Origin of the sequence: Paenibacillus peoriae KCTC 3763 (assembly GCF_000236805.1) — a bacterium.
GTDB classification, from domain to species: Bacteria; Bacillota; Bacilli; order Paenibacillales; family Paenibacillaceae; genus Paenibacillus; species Paenibacillus peoriae.
In genome coordinates, this window is sequence record NZ_AGFX01000012.1 from 34,729 (window position 1) to 52,581 (window position 17,853).

Annotated in this window: 15 protein-coding genes; 5 read left to right on the forward strand and 10 right to left on the reverse strand. The window is 44.9% G+C overall.

Going from position 1 to position 17,853, the window contains the following annotated elements; translation table 11 throughout:
* Positions 1 to 5: 5 nt before the first annotated feature.
* Both KQI_RS0106855 and KQI_RS0106860 read right to left on the reverse strand, forming a co-directional pair.
* On the reverse strand, positions 6 to 1,049 hold the full coding sequence (locus tag KQI_RS0106855; RefSeq protein ID WP_010346006.1) for a carbohydrate kinase family protein: 1,044 nt from the start codon (positions 1,047 to 1,049) through the stop codon (positions 6 to 8).
* Between the two features lie 282 nt (positions 1,050 to 1,331).
* A complete protein-coding gene (locus KQI_RS0106860) occupies positions 1,332 to 2,621 on the reverse strand; it encodes a glycoside hydrolase family 27 protein (RefSeq protein WP_010346007.1) in 1,290 nt (429 codons plus the stop codon).
* A gap of 240 nt (positions 2,622 to 2,861) precedes the next feature.
* On the opposite strand from KQI_RS0106860, the gene trhO reads away from it, so the two are divergent.
* Positions 2,862 to 3,770 carry an oxygen-dependent tRNA uridine(34) hydroxylase TrhO gene (trhO, locus tag KQI_RS0106865; protein ID WP_010346008.1) on the forward strand — a complete coding sequence of 303 codons (909 nt, stop codon included), beginning with the start codon at positions 2,862 to 2,864 and terminating at the stop codon, positions 3,768 to 3,770.
* Positions 3,771 to 3,873: 103 nt separating this feature from the next.
* Here the strand turns inward: trhO and KQI_RS0106870 are convergent, their stop codons facing one another.
* From KQI_RS0106870 to KQI_RS0106880, 3 genes are read right to left on the reverse strand one after another with little or no spacing between them, the layout of a single operon-like run.
* Entirely contained in the window at positions 3,874 to 4,443 is a 570-nt protein-coding gene (locus tag KQI_RS0106870) for a sugar O-acetyltransferase (RefSeq protein ID WP_010346009.1), read from the reverse strand.
* Between the two features lie 31 nt (positions 4,444 to 4,474).
* Positions 4,475 to 5,674, reverse strand: a complete 1,200-nt coding sequence (locus KQI_RS0106875; RefSeq protein ID WP_241763875.1) for an MFS transporter — start codon at positions 5,672 to 5,674, stop codon at positions 4,475 to 4,477.
* A gap of 60 nt (positions 5,675 to 5,734) precedes the next feature.
* Positions 5,735 to 6,763, reverse strand: coding sequence for an ROK family protein (locus KQI_RS0106880; protein ID WP_010346012.1), 1,029 nt, complete (start codon positions 6,761 to 6,763; stop codon positions 5,735 to 5,737).
* Between the two features lie 220 nt (positions 6,764 to 6,983).
* Between KQI_RS0106880 and KQI_RS0106885 the strand changes: the two genes are divergently transcribed.
* Positions 6,984 to 7,910 carry an AEC family transporter gene (locus KQI_RS0106885; RefSeq protein ID WP_010346013.1) on the forward strand — a complete coding sequence of 309 codons (927 nt, stop codon included), beginning with the start codon at positions 6,984 to 6,986 and terminating at the stop codon, positions 7,908 to 7,910.
* Between the two features lie 83 nt (positions 7,911 to 7,993).
* On the opposite strand, the gene KQI_RS0106890 is transcribed toward KQI_RS0106885, so the two are convergent.
* The 3 genes from KQI_RS0106890 to KQI_RS0106900 form a co-directional block, all read right to left on the reverse strand.
* On the reverse strand, positions 7,994 to 8,218 hold the full coding sequence (locus tag KQI_RS0106890; protein ID WP_010346014.1) for a hypothetical protein: 225 nt from the start codon (positions 8,216 to 8,218) through the stop codon (positions 7,994 to 7,996).
* A 13-nt stretch (positions 8,219 to 8,231) separates the two neighbouring features.
* Positions 8,232 to 8,495 (reverse strand): hypothetical protein, encoded by a 264-nt coding sequence (locus tag KQI_RS0106895; RefSeq protein ID WP_010346015.1) that lies wholly within the window; start codon positions 8,493 to 8,495, stop codon positions 8,232 to 8,234.
* Positions 8,496 to 8,557: 62 nt separating this feature from the next.
* On the reverse strand, positions 8,558 to 13,234 hold the full coding sequence (locus KQI_RS0106900) for a cation-translocating P-type ATPase (RefSeq protein WP_029390055.1): 4,677 nt from the start codon (positions 13,232 to 13,234) through the stop codon (positions 8,558 to 8,560).
* A gap of 152 nt (positions 13,235 to 13,386) precedes the next feature.
* Here KQI_RS0106900 and KQI_RS0106905 point away from each other — a divergent pair, with 152 nt between their 5' ends.
* The 3 genes from KQI_RS0106905 to ppk1 all read left to right on the forward strand — a co-directional run bounded on the left by KQI_RS0106905 (position 13,387) and on the right by ppk1 (position 16,409).
* A complete protein-coding gene (locus KQI_RS0106905; protein ID WP_010346017.1) occupies positions 13,387 to 13,602 on the forward strand; it encodes a hypothetical protein in 216 nt (71 codons plus the stop codon).
* A gap of 87 nt (positions 13,603 to 13,689) precedes the next feature.
* Positions 13,690 to 14,082, forward strand: coding sequence for a hypothetical protein (locus KQI_RS0106910; protein WP_010346018.1), 393 nt, complete (start codon positions 13,690 to 13,692; stop codon positions 14,080 to 14,082).
* A gap of 188 nt (positions 14,083 to 14,270) precedes the next feature.
* A complete protein-coding gene (gene ppk1 / locus KQI_RS0106915; RefSeq protein WP_039774293.1) occupies positions 14,271 to 16,409 on the forward strand; it encodes a polyphosphate kinase 1 in 2,139 nt (712 codons plus the stop codon).
* On the opposite strand, the gene ytfJ is transcribed toward ppk1, so the two are convergent.
* Together ytfJ and KQI_RS0106925 are read right to left on the reverse strand one after the other, a co-directional pair.
* A complete protein-coding gene (gene ytfJ / locus KQI_RS0106920; RefSeq protein ID WP_010346021.1) occupies positions 16,403 to 16,807 on the reverse strand; it encodes a GerW family sporulation protein in 405 nt (134 codons plus the stop codon). The genes ppk1 and ytfJ overlap by 7 nt on opposite strands.
* A 76-nt stretch (positions 16,808 to 16,883) precedes the next feature.
* On the reverse strand, positions 16,884 to 17,663 hold the full coding sequence (locus KQI_RS0106925; RefSeq protein ID WP_010346023.1) for an ABC transporter ATP-binding protein: 780 nt from the start codon (positions 17,661 to 17,663) through the stop codon (positions 16,884 to 16,886).
* Positions 17,664 to 17,853 lie beyond the last annotated feature (190 nt).

Consider the following 17,853-nt stretch of genomic DNA (forward strand, 5'->3'; position numbering starts at 1 on the left):
TTTATTTATGTATCTTTCTCCTTAAAATACATGCCCTTAAAAAACACAAATTTTTGCGAATGTATGCCGTATAACTGCTTAGACATGGAATGAAGCTTATTCAAAGAGAGGGTCTCTGAAACTGTCCGATCCGTTTGAAGAGTTAAGGCGGCACAGCTGATTCCAAATTGGCACACCTGCTCCATTGGGTATCCTTGGATAATACTATATATCATTCCGGCAATAAAGGCATCTTCTGCACCCGTAACATCGATAACTTCCGGAATGTGTTGTATGGAAATCTGTCCATGAGTTCCATCCTGAGAGGTGAATACAACACTGTCCACTCCCCGGAACAGAATTACATTTTGAACTCCGAGTTGATGAAAAATTCGGGCTGCGTCCAGTAGCTGCTGATCATCCGTAAATTGCATTCCCAAATAGGCTTCAGCTTCCATCCGGTTACATACCAGCCAACTCACCCCTTTCAAATTTCGAGGAAGTCTTCTCATTTTGGAGGCTGATACTGAAGCAACGACAAGCGGGATCTGATGCTCATGGCATAACGGTATAATGGAAGAAATGATGTTCATAGAGAAATTAGTATCCAATAGCACCAGTCGAGAGGAGGTGATTAAGGGGATATTCTCCAGGATCGCTGAAGGACGAATCTGGTCATAAATGTCCATCTCTGCTGTCGCAACAATCAGCTCTCCATGCTCGTCCAGCAAAGCAGTGTAAACCCCGGTTGACGGTTCTCCCTTGACCTGTAGAGGAACCACATTCATGTAAAGCCTGGACTGCTCGACTATAAATTCACCCTCCGCATCATCGCCAACTGCGGTTAGCAGACTAACCTGCTGGCTGAGCCTCCCCAAATTTTCGGCTACATTGCGAGCCACTCCACCGCAGGATTGCCGCCTGGTATTGCTCGGATTGGAGGTGTGAAGCTGAAATGCACCTTTAACCTTAATTTTCCGGTCTAAATTTGCTCCCCCGATGCATAGTATTTGTTGTTTAGTGGGCCAAGGCTCGTCCAGTTCATTTTTGTGGCTTAGTTTTAATTTCATCATTTGACCCCTTTCGCGAATCTACTCGCGCTGGTTGTTTTTATTTTGTAAAGCAATGAATTAGATTTTATAGAAAATAGGTACTTACTAAAATTAACACGTTCCAAATGTCGAATTCCCAAGAACGATGTCGAATCTTTTAAAATACCCTGAAATGAAAATGCAGCTACTCTCCACAACAAAAAATCACCCTATCGTAAAAGCCATCCATTACGATAGAATGATTTAATTAAAATAGAATGATTTAATTAAAATACTGATTATGTCCTTCGTTACAGCATACTATTTTAAAATAAACAGTGCGGCTCCATGAGGTGGTATATCTGCGGACAATTCTTGATCCAACGTGCCTAAATCCACATGATTCCACAAGTCTCTGGCACTTGCCTGCCCTTCAATACCAAGGTCTTTTAACGATACACGGACCTTCGAAACTTCATCTCCGGCATTAAACAAAGCAGCATATACATGACCTTCCTCGTTATGCGAAGTCCAGACGATATGACCATCTTTTCTATAAACCTGCCGCGCGCACTCACCGTTGCGATGAGCATCCAGTACTTCTTCATTAGTCAGCAAAGAAAGTGTCCATGCATCATTATCCCGCATTTCCCCCCCAAACATCAGCGGAGAACGGAAAATGCTCCACAAGGTCATCATGGTCAGCTGCTCATCTTTTGTAAAGCGTGTCCATCGATCATGGCTGCCGGACTCTACCGAATCTACCGAACGAATACCCAGATGACCCAACGGCAACATGTCGCAATCCGGCCAGTGACCCGGGCCCACATGTTCTGCCCATTTCTCACAGCGCTCAAACATACCATGCAATAAAGGCCACACATCCCAAAAATCGTCAGTCATGCGCCACATATTAGCGTTTGCAATGAGCTCTGATGCATGCTCCAGCGGTGCAGGACCAGGAGACAGACTCAATACCATCGGAAGTCCGTACCCAGCAATAGCCTGCCTGATCAATTCAATCTCTGCCAAATGAATACCGTAGAGACGGGACGCAGCAATGTCATCGACTTTGACAAAATCGACTCCCCATTCCGCATACAGGTCAAACAATGAGTTATAGTACTCCTGTGCACCCTCCTTGGACGCATCCACCCCATACATATCTGTATTCCAGGGACAAATAGAGTTGGTATGCGCAATCTGTCTGGCCGTTGCCGTAGTTCCCAGGATCGGTGTATCCTGATGCACCGCTTGTCGGGGAATTCCTCTCATCATATGTATGCCAAACTTCAAGCCCAGACTGTGTACATATTCCGCCAGAGCCTGAAAGCCGCGTCCATCTGCTGCTGATGGAAAACGATTGACCGCAGGAATAAGGCGTGAGAACGAATCCATTTCCAGCGGAACGAACGGGCGATACTGCGAAGATACAGCTCCCGACTCATACCACTGAATATCCACTACGACATATTCCCAACCATATTTCTTCAGATGCTCTGCCATATATTGAGCGTTCCCTCGTACTTCCTCTTCCCGTACCGCCGCACCGTAGCAATCCCAGCTATTCCACCCCATAGGCGGTGTATGCGCTACCAAATGATGTTGCATCTCCCATTCATCCTTTCATCTCATAGAATCTATCTCATAAAACTCTGTCTCATTGAACTCATTCAGCTGCCGATATTCACCTATCACTACGACTCCATTATAATGTAACCCCTTACTTTTGTCGCTTGTCATCTTTTACATTTCCACTTTTTATACATTCATGTTGACTAACTTAAAGAATGTGGTACATTTAAAATTGCTTGTTAAAAAACTTTGACTTGAATCAGAGGGTGATTTTACATGTGTGAACATGCTTATCGAATTTTGTTGTTTTACAAATATGTAAATATTGAAGATCCTGCTACCTTTACGGCAGAGCATCTGGCTTACTGCAAGGAACTGGGCGTCAAGGGAAGAATCTTGATTGCCGGGGAAGGTATTAACGGAACATTGTCTGGTACGGTAGAGCAAACGGAGCAGTATATGCGTGATTTGCGCACCAATCCGAAATTCCACGATATCGTTTTTAAAATAGATGAATCTGACGGTCATGCGTTCAAGAAAATATTTGTACGTCATCGTCAGGAGCTTGTTACGCTGCGCCATGAGGATGAGCTCGACCCTAATGAAATTAGCGGCAAGCGTTTGTCACCACAGGAGTTTTATGAGCAGCTTCAAGGTGAGGATGTAGTTGTACTGGATGGTCGTAACGACTATGAATATGACATCGGTCATTTCCGCGGAGCTATTCGCCCGGAAGTTGAATCATTCCGTGAATTTCCGCAGTGGATTCGTGATAATATGAATCAGTTTAAGGATAAGAAAGTCCTGACGTATTGCACCGGTGGTATTCGTTGCGAAAAGCTGTCCGGTCTTCTGATCAAAGAAGGCTTTCACGATGTAGCCCAGCTGGATGGCGGCATTGTGACTTACAGCAAGGACCCGGAAGTACAGGGACGTTTGTTTGACGGCAAATGCTATGTGTTTGACGAACGGATTTCGATTCCAATCAACCATACTGATGAAGACGTTGTTGTCGGCAAGTGCTTCCATTGCGAAACGCCAAACGATCATTATATCAACTGCCCAGTGTGCAATCTCCAGCATATCGTATGTCCAGACTGCGAAGAGCAGCATCAGCACTATTGCTCTGACGAGTGCCGGACCACAGCCTTCTCGAAAAATAAAGTATTAGGTTCAACTGCCTGATATTCAGGGCTTTAAGGAAAGAAATATCGTCAACAGCGGCGTACCAGGACTTGAAAAATAAAGTCTTGGTACGCCGCTGTTTTTTGACTCGTCCCTCTTTTGTCTACCCATTGTCAATTTGCTTGATAATCCTAGCTGGGCTGCCGCCTACAACCACATTATCAGGGACATCCTTGGTAACAACCGCTCCAGAAGCAATAACCACATTATTGCCTATTTTTACACCCGGGTTGATAACTGACCGTCCACCGATCCATACGCTATGACCGATCGTAACCGGCTTCCCAAATTCCGCTCCGGTATTTCTTTCCTGAGCCTCCAAGGGGTGAGCTGCAGTATAGATATGTACGCCCGGAGCCAGAAAACAGTTGTCGCCTATACGAATTTCACACACGTCAAGAAACACGCAATCGAAATTCGCATAGAAGTTCTCACCGATGTGAATATTATAGCCATAATCACAGTGAAACGACGGCTCAATATGAAGATTCTTGCCCGTTGATCCGAACAGCTCCGTTAGAAGCTCTATTCTTTGTTCATCATCTGTTTCAAGTGACTGATTGAACAATCGTGTCAATCTCCGGGCGTTTAAGCGTTCCTTCAACAGTTCTGGATCAGACCCATAATAAAGTTCACCACTTAACATCTTTTCTTTTTCGGTTTTTGTTAGCATATGAATTATTCCTTTCGTAAAAAAGTCTTGTCTAAATGATTTCTTGCCGCTTGGACAAATAAATAAATAACATAAGACCGGTAACCGCGCACAACGCTGCACATAAACCTATAACTCCATATCCAGCCTGAAGCCCGTAAAGCAGTCCTACTTGTGAATCTTCACCGAAATACCTCTTAACGATTTCAATGACTCCCCCAATTAGATAATTACCGATAACACTGCCTAATCCCATAAGTGTAACTGTAATTGTAATAGCCGTGTCGCTTTCCTTCGGGTATCTTCTGGCTATAAAAGCCATAACTGTCGGATAGATCATTGCAATACCTACACCAGCGGCAGCAAATAGGAAGACTAAGCGTTCTCCGCCCAAAATTGCAGCAAACGTGCATACGGCTGAAAATCCCGAAAATATAATCAGTGATAATGTAAACCCGATTTTATCGGTTAACGGGCCTAGCAAAAGTCGTGCAAGCGCAAAGCATAAGAAAAAGGCAGACAGTATTCCTGAAGCCATAACCGTGTCCCAGTTGTAAGCCTTTTCTAGAAAGTTAACAAGCCATCCACCGACCGCCAGTTCCGATACGACACCAAAAGAAAGAATGAGAACCATATACCATAAAACAGGGTCCATCAGCAAAACTTTTAAAGGAATACGTTCCTCATGCTGAATATCATCTCCCGGAAAAGTGCTGAACAACGCAAAAATGATCGGCAATATCGACAATAAAAGCATAACTAGATACATCCCGCGCCAGTCCAGCGTATAACCATTGACCGTAACTTGCATCAGACCTGTCGCGATCAGCGGAGCAACCGTCGAGCTAAGACCGTAAAAACCATGGGTCAAATTCATCATCGTTCCCGTGTTTTTTACAAAGATACGCGCACCAAGAATGGCCAATCCGATCTCCAGCATTCCATTTCCGATGTACATCAGGAAGTAAGAAGCTGAAAACATAGGATAGTAACGCGAGAAGAAAATGAATATACCTGAGACAGCCATTGCCGCGAGTGCTATAATCGTTACCAGCTTAATTCCCCATTTTCTGGTTAAATATGCCGTAAACGAGCAAGCAATCAAATAGCCAAGGGCGTTCAGGGACAATAAGGTGCCGAGCTGTGATTCATTCAGCATAAAATCAAATTGTATGCGTGGAATAGCCGGTCCTTTAATGTTTTCCGAAAATCCGAAAATGATGAAGCCTAAAAATATGGTAGCCAATTGCATGGCATATATCTTGTTGAATTTGCCTGTATGCTTCTGCACTCTTTTCCTTCTCCTCATTCATTATCTTTTTTCAATGACTTGCAGTCGGTAGGTTAAGCTCTCCAAGGTTGCCGTCACCATGCCTTTCATGTATTCTCGGTACGTATCGTTTTGAATGAAAAGCTGAGGCATATGCTCTTCTGGAATATCTTTTATACAGCCCATATAAAGTTCATCTAGCTGATTTTCACGGGGAAGCTCACCTGTAATCGCAATAGTTACCGGATTAATAATGGCAATGATCGAGGTTAGCGTATTTACAGCCAACCGGATAAAGCCTTCATCGGTATGCAGTTGCCGCAGCTGCTCCTCGCGTGTTATTCCAAAGGGCAAAAAGGAAACCTCACCACCAAATTTCGTGTTACCGGATAATATGCGCCCGTCAACGATAAAACCGGCACCGGGAAAATGGTTTTTGGGAAACGTAACGACGGCAAACGTCTTTTCTTCTTCGAAGTTTTGTAAATGATAAAAACCATAAACCGTCATATTCATGTCGTTTTCAATGGTGACTGACACTTCGTATTTCTCTTCAAAATAAGGCCCTAGCGGTTTGCCTTCAAGGTCTGGAACATCGCAAACGCCAACGACTCCACGATGGACGACGCCGGGTATTCCAATGCCGATTGCTTGTACATTACCGTTTTCGCCAACAAGTTTCTCGATCAGCCCATCAATCGCATCGACATCGATATGTTGTAGTTCTATTGTGGTCTCTTTGACAGTCTCGCCGACCAGATTCACGATACTGTAACTGATGGAGTGAATCCCTCCTTCCGTCTTGACAAGCAAACAAACGACGCAGCCAAAGTCGGCGTTATACTTATACAGTTTGGCAGGTCTGCCGCCGCTTGCTCCATCTGATTCCATCTCGATCACTTCGCCGACAGCGGCAAGTTCGTTTAATATGGTACCGCATGTGGCTACGCTCAGCTTGGTCAGGTTGGCAATCGACGCTTTGGTTCCGATCCCCTGCGCTTTTAACACGTTTTTTACCAGTTCTACGTTCATTTTTTTGAGTTGAATCGTATTGTGTGTAACAGGCTGCATGTTTTCACCCCTTTAATTAATACTTTTTATAACTCATTTAATAAATGGAGTATAACGTTCCTTGATTATGAAGTCAATATTCTACTCTGTGACACTTAGAATAACTGCCTCAAGATTCATAGTATATACCTATAAGCATGATCGAATTTACATCTTGGACGGGCTCGAAAGCTACATCTTATAATGAAAATGTCATTACAGAAAAAGGATGGGGATTTTCATGATTCAAATCGTACTTTCAACGCTATTATCCGTTATCGTTCCACTGTCCATACCAGTGATTTCCGGGTTTTTGCTCGGCAAATTCATGAAGCTCGAAACCAAACCACTCTCGACGTTATACTTATACTTTTTAAGTCCTGCGATGATTCTGGACACGCTGCTCAAGGCACAGCTTTCCCTGCATGATGTGGCGCAGACTGCTGCCTTTTCGATATTGAATCTGCTGCTGTTATGGGGAATCGCTCAATTGGCAGGGAAAATCTTTAGATTAAGCGCCCCGGAAACGGCTGGACTTACCTTGATCTCCACGCTGACCAATAGTGCGAATTATGGGTTGCCACTCATTTTACTTGCCTTTGGGCAGCTTGGATTGGATAAAGCCTCTGTGTATGTGGTCATTCAGATGATTTTGGTCAATACCCTTGGAGTTTATTTTGCAGCCCGCTCTGAATTTTCCGTTCAAAGTGCAGTCAAGTCGGTATTCTCACTGCCTGCGATCTATGCAGCTATACTTGCCCTGGGGCTTCGGTTGCTGGATTGGCATTTGCCCTCCGGCGTTCAATCGGGCGTCTCGATGATTGCTGCGGCCTATTCTCCGGTCGTGCTGGCGATCCTTGGCACCCAGATGGCTTATGTGAAAATATCCAAGTTGGAGCCGTCTATTAAAAAAGCCAGCTACGCAGGACTCATTATCCGGCTTCTGCTCTCTCCGCTTACGGCCTATCTTGCCATGCTGATACTGGGGATATCAGACCTTTTGTTCTCCGTGCTCTTTATTCTGGCCTCCATGCCGGTTGCCGTGAATGCTGTCATCTTAGCAGAAAAATTTAATGCATCGCCCAAACTGGTATCCACCTGCATCCTGTGGAGTACGATTGCCTCATTCCTGATTTTGCCTATTCTCATTATGATCGTAGCGGGATAGCCAGAAAAAAAGACTCTCTATCGTGTAGAGAATCCAGTATGCAGTATGCAGCCTGCTGTCAGCTCCAGGCTGCATACAATCCATTAGCGTATTCGTGGAAAACTGATCCAGCCCAGCAGATTTAATCTTGATTTCTTTCCCTTTTCCCGGATTTGTCCCATAAATTCCCCAAGAAATCGTTCCCACTTTAAACCGATTTCTTTTTTCGTGCTATCGTTTTCAAGCACGCATCTTACGCTTTGGTTTAAGGCCGATTCCAGGTGCGTTAAGGCTTCGCGTAAATGATTATCTATATTTTGTTCGTTCATCTATCCGTTCTCCTCACTTTTGGGTATCGTCAAGCAATGAGATTTCTTGGTCGAGCTGTTTTTTCATTCTTTCAAATTGGGCTTCGGCAATGATATCTTCCACTTCTTGCCGCGCTAATTGAATGTAAGATTTGCCTTGATTGATTAAGTAGGCTCCGCCTTGCATGCCAGCTTCGGCAAGAGGGCGGAAAGTAGTTTTAGCAATGGGAAGCAAAGCGGAAGCCGCAAAGGCGAGCGCAGTCCCAATAACCATTTTTTCAAAGCTATTTTGCACCATCGTGATCCTCCTTGTAATTGAGGATTTTGCAAAAATCCTGAATTAAGTATTACTGCGGCTGATTAAGCCGCAGCGTAGATGTGGTTTGCAGAGCCATCCTCACTTGTCTGCTTCTTTGAAATCAAAGCCAAAATCGGCTTGGACAAAAGAGATACCGATCCGGCTACGCCAAGGATAGGAATCCAATATTTCAGCGGCAGATGGGCGGTGTGGAAAAACCCGGCCAATGGCGGGATATATAAGGCTCCTAGTAGAGCCAGCCAGGAAACGCAGAGAGCCCCGATCAGAAAGCGATCTTTTGCCCAATCGCGCACTGTTTCTTCAGAGCCTTCCTGTCGCCACGAAAAGGTTTGCATCAATTGCCCCGCGACTAATGTTGCAAAAGCAACGCTTTGAGCCACAGGCATCGGAGCACCAACTGCAAGGCTTGCGGCAAATAGGCCGAGTGATCCCAATCCCAGCAAAGCCCCTCTTGTAATCACTTTTCGGTACAGGTCTTTATCGATGAAATCCGTTCGTTTCTGCTGCTTTGTTTTCTGGCCTGGATTTACAGCAAGAACCATTGCTGGCAAAGCATCGGTCAACAAATTCATTAGCAGAATTTGAATAGGAACCAAAGGAATCGGCAACCCGACCATCACGGCGACGCTGGTGACGATGATCTCGGCCAGATTTCCGGTTAATAAACAGCCGAGTGCCTTACGAATATTTCCAATAATTGTTCGGCCTTCTTTAACTCCCTCCAGAATCGTGCCGAAATGATCTTCCGTTAGCACCATGTCCGCAGTTTCCTTCGTTACTTCCGTCCCTGTTCTTCCCATTGCGATACCAACGTTGGCTTGTTTGATAGCAGGCGTATCGTTGACGCCATCGCCAGTCATGGCAACGATTTGTCCTCGGTTTTGCAGCGCTGTTACAATGCGAAGCTTGTGCTCAGGCGTGACCCGGGCAAAAATGGATACTTGCTCCACAATTTGGTTCAACTCTTCGTCTGATAAACGGTCAAGCTCATGTCCGGTTACAACACTCTGCGCATCACTGTTAATTCCGAGTTGCTTCGCGATGGCAATGGCGGTAATCGGGTGGTCGCCTGTGATCATCACAGGTTTTAGCCCGAGTGTAAAAGCCTCCTGAATATTTTGTTCTACTTCGGGTTTGGGTGGGTCCATCATGCCAGCCAAACCGACATAAATTAATTCATGTTCGTCATCAATGGACTCGTTGTCGACGCTCTCATCCAGAGGTCGATATGCGAAAGCAAGCACACGAAGTGCTGCGGCTGAAAACTTTTCATTTTGCTGTACGATGTGCTGCTTCTGTTCTTCGGATAGAGGCAATATCTCCCCGTTTTTTTGATATCGATTGCAATGGCGGAGAATCGTCTCAACGGCTCCTTTGGAAAAGAGATAGCATTCCTGCTCCGCCTGAACATCCTTGCAAACCACGCTCATTTTCGCAGTTTTAGAATCAAATGGAATTTCATGCCCACGATGCCAGTGGGTCATATCCTTAAGCCACAGTCCGTTTTTGGCTGCAAGCGTCAAAAGCGCGCCCTCAGTCGGATCCCCTTTGGTCAGCCACTGTCCTGCCTGCTGCTCTAGCTTGCTGTTATTGCATAGCAAGCAGATTTGCAGCAAGCGAGTCAAATCAGGATGGGTTGAGGGGTTTTCGCAATTTCCTGCATTTTTGAGTCCTGCAGCTGCAGCAGCAGCCTCGGGAGCCAGCTCCTCCAATGCTCCCGTCGGTTCGTAGCCATCGCCTGTTACAGTCCATGCGCGATCCGCGGTAGAGAGCGCTTTTACCGTCATTTCATTTTTGGTTAATGTACCTGTCTTGTCTGTGCAAATAACCGTAGTCCTTCCTAATGTTTCCAATGAGGAAAGCTTTCGGATCAGCGCGTTTTTCTTCGCCATACGGAATATGCCTGCGCTGAGAGCAATAGTGATGGTAACCGGAAGCCCTTCAGGGATGGCAGAAGCCGCCAGCGTGATCGAAGTCGAAATGATTTGTGGAAAAGGGATGCCACGAAGCATACCGATTGTGAATACGATTCCGCCCACGATGAGAGCGCCTTTCACAAATTTTTTGCTAATTGACGTTACTTTTTCCTGTAAAGGGGTTACTTCTTTTTCATGCTGCTTTAAAAGCGACATTAAATGTCCCATCTCAGTATTCATTCCGGTTTGTACAACAATACCTATTCCCTTGCCACCGCACACGTCGGTTCCCATGAAGAGCATGTTGGTTCGCTCAGATAAAGCACAATCCTCTGAGAGAGATGACTCATTCTTTTCGACGGGAACAGATTCCCCAGTCAGAGTCGACTCGTTGACTCGCATATTCCATGAGTTGATCAACCGAATATCGGCTGGAACGCGATCCCCTGCTTCCAGGGAAACGATATCGCCGGGCACCAATTCCACAGCGCTTAGCTCCACGTGCTGGCCTTGTCTGATGACTTTACATACCGGGGGTTGAAATTGATTCAGCTTGTCCACAACTTTTTCCGCTTTGCGTTCCTGAATCGTGCCAATTGCGGCGTTTGCGAGCAGGATTGCTCCCATTGCAAGTCCATCGAATACCCCACCCGTAAGAAAGGCGAGTGCACTTGTGCCAAGGAGGATCAGAGTTGTGAATTCCTTGAATTGGCCCAAATATGCAATGAGCCAAGGAGTAGGTTTTTTACTCTCAAGCTTATTTGAACCATATTGGTTTCTTATAGAAAGAACCTGATCAGACGTCAACCCGCTTTGCAGGTTTGTTTGAAACTTCGTGTAAATCTGTTCGTTAGGTAGTTGATGCCAGGCAAAGGCTTCGGAAGCGACCGCAGCCTCGTCCTTATACGCTATTTCCGGTGGAGCTGGCAAGACTTCACTCCTGTTTTTCGTTCTGGATATAAACACAAGCGATAAAGCATCACTGATCAAATTAACCGCTGGGGCACTGATCATACCTAATGTAGCAAAAGCAGATCCAAGAATATTCCACTTTTTAGCAATTAAAGCATGTTCGTTTACGATTTGTTCTGTTTTCTCGGCGTACAACGCGCTTTCCTGAATAGGTTGCAGCTCATGAATGGAAATCGTCTGGACTCCGGCTTCTTTATAGAACTCATTGAGCGGATTTTGCTCCAGACCTGAGACAAATAAAACCTCTTCGCCATGCTGCTTTAGCACAGCGACCCGTTCAATCACTTCACCTTGTTCAAAAGAGGACCAGCTTGTATCCATGCCGTATTGCGAAAGCTTGTCAGCACTGATATGCAGACTGTTACGCAACAGTCCAAGCCTCCAGCCTTTCTCACTGAATGAAAAGGCGGCAGAGCCGTATTTGTTGACCGTTGATTGCCGATGTCTGGCAATTAATCCAAGACATTCGACTTTGCCATTCCCTTGGCTTCCGACCAAAAGGATATCGTACTCATTTCTTGCAAGCCTCTTTGATCTAAGCTCATAGGAACTGCAATCAATACCGTGCTCCTCCATATATTTGTAGCTGCCAATAATAATCTGTCTATCATTGACTTTTCCTTTTATACCCTGTGACTCTTCTTCCACATGGAAAGCAGTGCGGATCGTCCGGCAAGTTCGTTTCGCCTTGCTGAACACCTCTTCTTTCCATGGATGTTCTGTTTTCTCCATTAATGAAGCCGCCAAACATATCACTTTATCCGCATCTTGTTCCTTCTCCGCCATGCATTGAATTTCTTCAATCTCTGGGCGATTAAACAGGAGTGACGAATCTTCGAATAAAATCGTTTTCGTTCGAGCGAGTTGAGATAATGATCCTTTTTCTGGAACTACGTATTTTCTTTCTCCTGAAACAAGCTCGGCCTGTTTCCAGGCATACTGGGCAGGTACAGTTATTACCCGTGGATTTGCTGCTAGAAGCACAGCGATTGCACGAAACGGATTCCGGGTAATGGCCCAAGTCATTCCGGCTGCAATTAAACCTAATCTCCCTGCTTTATCGCTATATGCTTGAATTTCCGGTGACAAGGAAGCCTCTTGCTGTCCATTTAATGCAGAACGGCTTCGCCTCCAGTTCACATATTGCAAAATGCTGAGTCCGGCAAGCACTACAAGATTTTCGCGCATAAGTGCAAGAGCAAGAGCGCTTGTACCTAAAATGAGATCCGAATTTATTTTTTTCTTGTCCGAATAGGTCTGAATCCCTCGTTTGAGAAAAGGGTAGCCGGTTACAACAGATACGAGCGCCGATAAATAGAACGGCGCCGGACTTCTTGCCAGGACTGAACGTCCGAAAAAGACCTGCTTGATTCCAAGCACGGCTAAACCGCCCATGGAAATAGCCAACGCAATCGGAACTTTTCCCCTTGGCTCACCCGTATTGGTCTTAGGCGTCGTTGAGATAATCGGCAAATCACAAGGAATATCCAATTCAGCCTGAGTAGCGGCAGCTTCTCGCTTCGCTTCCTTTGACTCGGTAACCTCGTTGTGGATATCCGGGCGGGCTGTTAGATTGGCCGAACAGATCCGATCTTCTGTTTCACGGAGTATATGGAAAATGTGCTGCTCAGAAATAAGCTTTACATCGTAAAGGAGCAGCACTCTGCCCGTCACTGTACAGGATTCCGCTCTGTAAATTCCACTACAAGCGGACAGGCTTTTGACTAAAAGCTCTGCGGCAGCTTTGCTTCCCTTCAAGCCGTAAATTTCCATCCGTATCCTTCCTGGTAGAACATGAAGAAACCTGTTTTTGCTTCGCAGTGATACCATATCTAACCTCCCTTTTCCATAATTAAAAATCAACTTTACTTATGATTAACAATAGTTAGCAAAATATGCATTTTGTTTTCTGTATGTAAACCGGTATAAAAATTTCATTTAATGGAATTATTTTATTAACGACTTTTTAAGGAGAGGGTATTGTGGTCAAATCACCGCTTGGTATTATTTTCGCTGCTGCGGCCATAGCACTTGCTGTGTCCCCCGAAGCCCGAAAAGCCGCACGCAGACTTGCCGTTAAAGGAGCAGGTATTGTGCTTGAGCTCGCGGATCAAGTCAAAGACGGCACCAAAGAGCTACGGTCCACAGAAGAAGTAAAAAATGAAGAAAAAAATACAGAACAGGTTTTGCTTCCGTAACAATTGGCAAATGTAAAATAATTAAAAAAATGCATAATGGGGAACTACTATCGTGGAATAAAAAAATCAAACAAAGGAGTGATCAGAATGCTTCAAGGCGGTTCATTATGGGGAGGTCTTATCTCTGGAGGTATGACCCAATTGCAGGATACCATTAGCTTGACGAAAGGACAAATGGATAACAAAGACTATATGGTTCATACTTCGGGGAATTTGACAGGAGCACTCGGCGTCATGGCCGGTATTGAGTATGGGGCTATCCTCGGAACCTCTTTACTGCCAGGAGTAGGGACAGTCCTTGGGTCCGTTGTTGGTGGGTTGTTAGGGAACAGTGTGGGCCAAACCGTCGGAATGCAAGCAGGCAATGTGCTTCTTAACAACCGTTTGCTCAGCAACATGACACAATCTGCATCGAAAGTAACCGAGTCAATAACGGGTCCGGTCGTGGATGCAATGCAGACGAAAGCTTCTCACGAATAAATAAAAAAACCATATAACTCGCTAACTTCGTTTAGCGGGTTTTCCCCATTTTAATAACGAGAGGAAGCAGACAATCATGACTAAAAACAATGAGAATATTCCCGATACGATCACGATTCGCCTCAGCCCCACATGGCAATTGTTCCAAAAAATACGGTATTTATTATTTAGAAAAAAAGAATAGACAGATGGAGGCGTGCTCCGTGAACTATATTAATCGTGAAATAAGCTGGCTTCAATTTAACAGACGTGTTCTTGAGGAAGCGCAAGACGAAAATACTCCTCTGTTGGAGCGAACAAAGTTCTTATCGATTGTTTCCACCAATCTGGATGAGTTTGTCAGCGTCAGGGTCGCAGGACTTATGGATAAAATTAGAGCGGGCAATCAAGAGGTCGATTTCACGGGCTTTACTCCGCAACAGTTACAAGATAAAGTAATCGTCATGATTGAGCAATTAGTAGCAGATCAGTATGCAACCCATGCACGGATTCTTCGACTGTTAAAGGAAGAAGGCCTTGTTTTTACTGATTTTGGCGAGCTTAATCCTGCGCAGAAGAAAGAAATGGAATCCTATTATCTTGAAAAGGTATTTCCAGTGCTAACTCCTCTAGCTATCGATAAAAGCCGCCCTTTTCCTCTGATTCGTTCGAAAAGTGTATATTTGGCCGTCGGTTTAAAGCCGCCTTCCGATGCATCAGGCAAGGAGGTTTATATTGCTTTGGTTGAAATTCCGTCCAATCTGCCTCGCTATATTAAAGTTCCGTCTCTATCGGATCATGATCATTGTCAGTTTATTTTGCTCGAGGATTTGATTAAGCAGCATATACACACTTTGTTTACTACGTACACGCCTGTAACTTTCCATACATTCCGTTTAACTCGAAATGCAGACCTTGATTTAAACGAGGAAGAAGCCGAAGATATCCTTGATGAAGTGGAAAAAGTATTGCGTGCAAGAAAATGGGGTACTCCGGTTCGTTTGGAAATAGAAAAGGGATTTGATCCATTTGCACTGGAATTGCTTGAAAAAGAACTGGAAATCGAAAGCCAATTCTTAATTACGAATGATGGACCCATTGACTTGAGCTACTTCATGTCATTCGCCAATTCGGTGGAGGGTTATGAGCACCTCAAGCATTCGAGATTTGATCCTCTATATCCGTGGGAGTTCACGGAGACGGACGATTTTTTTTCAGTGCTGCGAAAAAGAGATGTTCTCTTATTTCACCCGTATGAATCGTTTGACGTTGTTAACGATTTTGTCGAACATGCTGCTGCCGATCCATCCGTTATGGCTATTAAAATGACCTTGTATCGCGTAAACGGCAATTCACGGATTATCCGTTCTTTGAATCGAGCTGCCGAAGCAGGAAAACAGGTCACTGTAGTCGTCGAATTGAAAGCACGGTTCGATGAAGCCCGAAATATCGAATGGGCAAAAGAATTGGAAAAAGCAGGATGCCATGTTGTCTACGGCCTGTCTGGATTGAAAATTCATGCCAAAATGATTTTGGTTGTACGTAAGGAAGCGGATTCTCTTAGACGTTACATTCATGTCGCCACCGGAAATTACAATGAAGTATCGGCACAAATATTTACAGATATCGGACTATTCTCTTCCTATCCGGAGATCGGCGAAGATGTCTCCAATTTATTCAACAAGATTACGGGATTTTCCGCCCCAAGTCAGTGGCATTACCTCAGTGTAGCTCCGGCTCATCTGAAACAGCAATTGTTGGGCTGCATTCAGCGTGAAGTGGAAAATGCCTTGAGCGGAAAACCTGCAAGGATTATAGCCAAAATGAATTCGCTATCGAATAAACAGTTGGTCGACGAACTATACGCTGCATCCCAGGCAGGCGTCCGAATTGATCTGATCGTTCGTGGTATTTGCTGCTTGCGTCCAGGAGTTCCCGGACTGAGCGACAATATTACCGTACGCAGCATTGTCGGCCGATTTTTGGAACATTCCCGAATTTTTTATTTTGAGAATGCTGGCACGCCCCAATTGTGGCTATCCAGTGCGGACTGGATGACCAGAAATATGGACAAGCGGATTGAATTGATGTGTCCGCTATTGAATGAAGAACATCAATCTGTTGTCATGCAATATTTATTGCTGCTGCTAAGTGATAATATTAAAGCCCGACAGCTGCTTCCCGATGAACGATATGTCATGGCGCACAATGAACAGCCCCCCTGCTGTAGCCAGATAGAGGCCAAAAATCTAGTAGTAAAGAAAAACAATTCTTTGCCTATTCAAAACGACTGCATAACCCCGTTAGCAACCTCTGCATACACAAACGGGTCAGACCTGATTCACTGACTGTTATCATCTCCTGTTTGGTATTGCTTGATAAGACTTTGCAATTTATCCAAAAGATGTGGCGCCATATCCAAAATCTTGTCGTATACAGTAGGAGAGTTATCCAGGTAGATCGTTTGAACGCCCATTTTGCCGATAATTAAAATTGCGAGAGGTGTTACGGACACACCTCCGCCCATACCTCCGCCAAATGACGGCATCACCCATGCAGATTCCTGATTGTGCCTGTCCAAATCGCTTCCACCTGCCGCAAAGCCATAGCTTACTTTACAAACGGGTATGATAATGGTTCCGTCAGACATGGTAACCGGTTCTCCAATGGCCGTATTGACGTCCACCATGTCCTTTAAGTGATCTTTCGCCGTTTTTACAAAAGATTGTAATGGATGCTCTGACATTCCCATTTACCTCCCCACAATGGTTCTCCTATGTCATTGTAGTCAGGATTGGAAAAGAATAAACCGCATTGACTCTCTATACCATAGAGAGCCATGCACGTTCCTGTCTCCAATCTACTTGCACAGATGTTTCAAAAAAAGCACTAAGTGTTTCACTGCTTAGAATATCTGTTGTTTTACCTTTCGCAAAAACAGTGCCCCTGCGGATCAAAATCGTATGCGTGTACATCGGTAAAATTTCTTCGATATGATGTGTAACATACAATAAATTCGGCGAACCTGGCGATTCGGACAGCTGATGAATGCTGGTTAGCAACGATTCCCGGGAAAAGAAATCCAGACCGTTACATGCCTCGTCCAAAATCAGCAGCTTGGGCGAGGCCATTAGCGCGCGGGCAATAAGCACTTTTTGCTTTTCACCCTGTGAGCACCCTTGATACAAACGGTCCACGAGGTGAGCACAGCCTAGTTGGGTCATGAGGTGTACAGCCTGCTCATAATCCGTATCTGTTGTTTGGTCATACAGTCCAATAGAGGCAAACTTGCCGCTAATGACAACATCCTGAGTGCGCTGACTGCCATTGATTCTTTCCTGTAAAGAAGAGCTGACCCAGCCGATAGATTTGCGCAGCTCCCTCAGATCCACGTCCCCGAACGTATGCCCCAGCACACCAACACTGCCTGTAGTTGGCCATATGTAACCATTGATCATATTCAGCATCGTTGTTTTACCCGATCCATTCAATCCAAGTACAGCCCAGTGCTCCCCCTCGGCTACCTGCCAGTTGATCTGATCCAGTATGGTGCGATTGTCTCTTTTCCAGCTTACATTGTTAAGTTCAATGACACGGTTCATGATTGTTCCCCCTTCTATTGATCATATCATCTGATGTTTATTAACATAGTAAAACTATTATTTTTACTACGTTAATCTTCACTTTCGTATAAGAATAGCACAGGGTTGCAAGTTGTTCAAACGGAATCATAACCAATAACCCGCTTTCTGCTGTCCCATACACATGAGAGCAAAAAGCGGGCATTTTAGC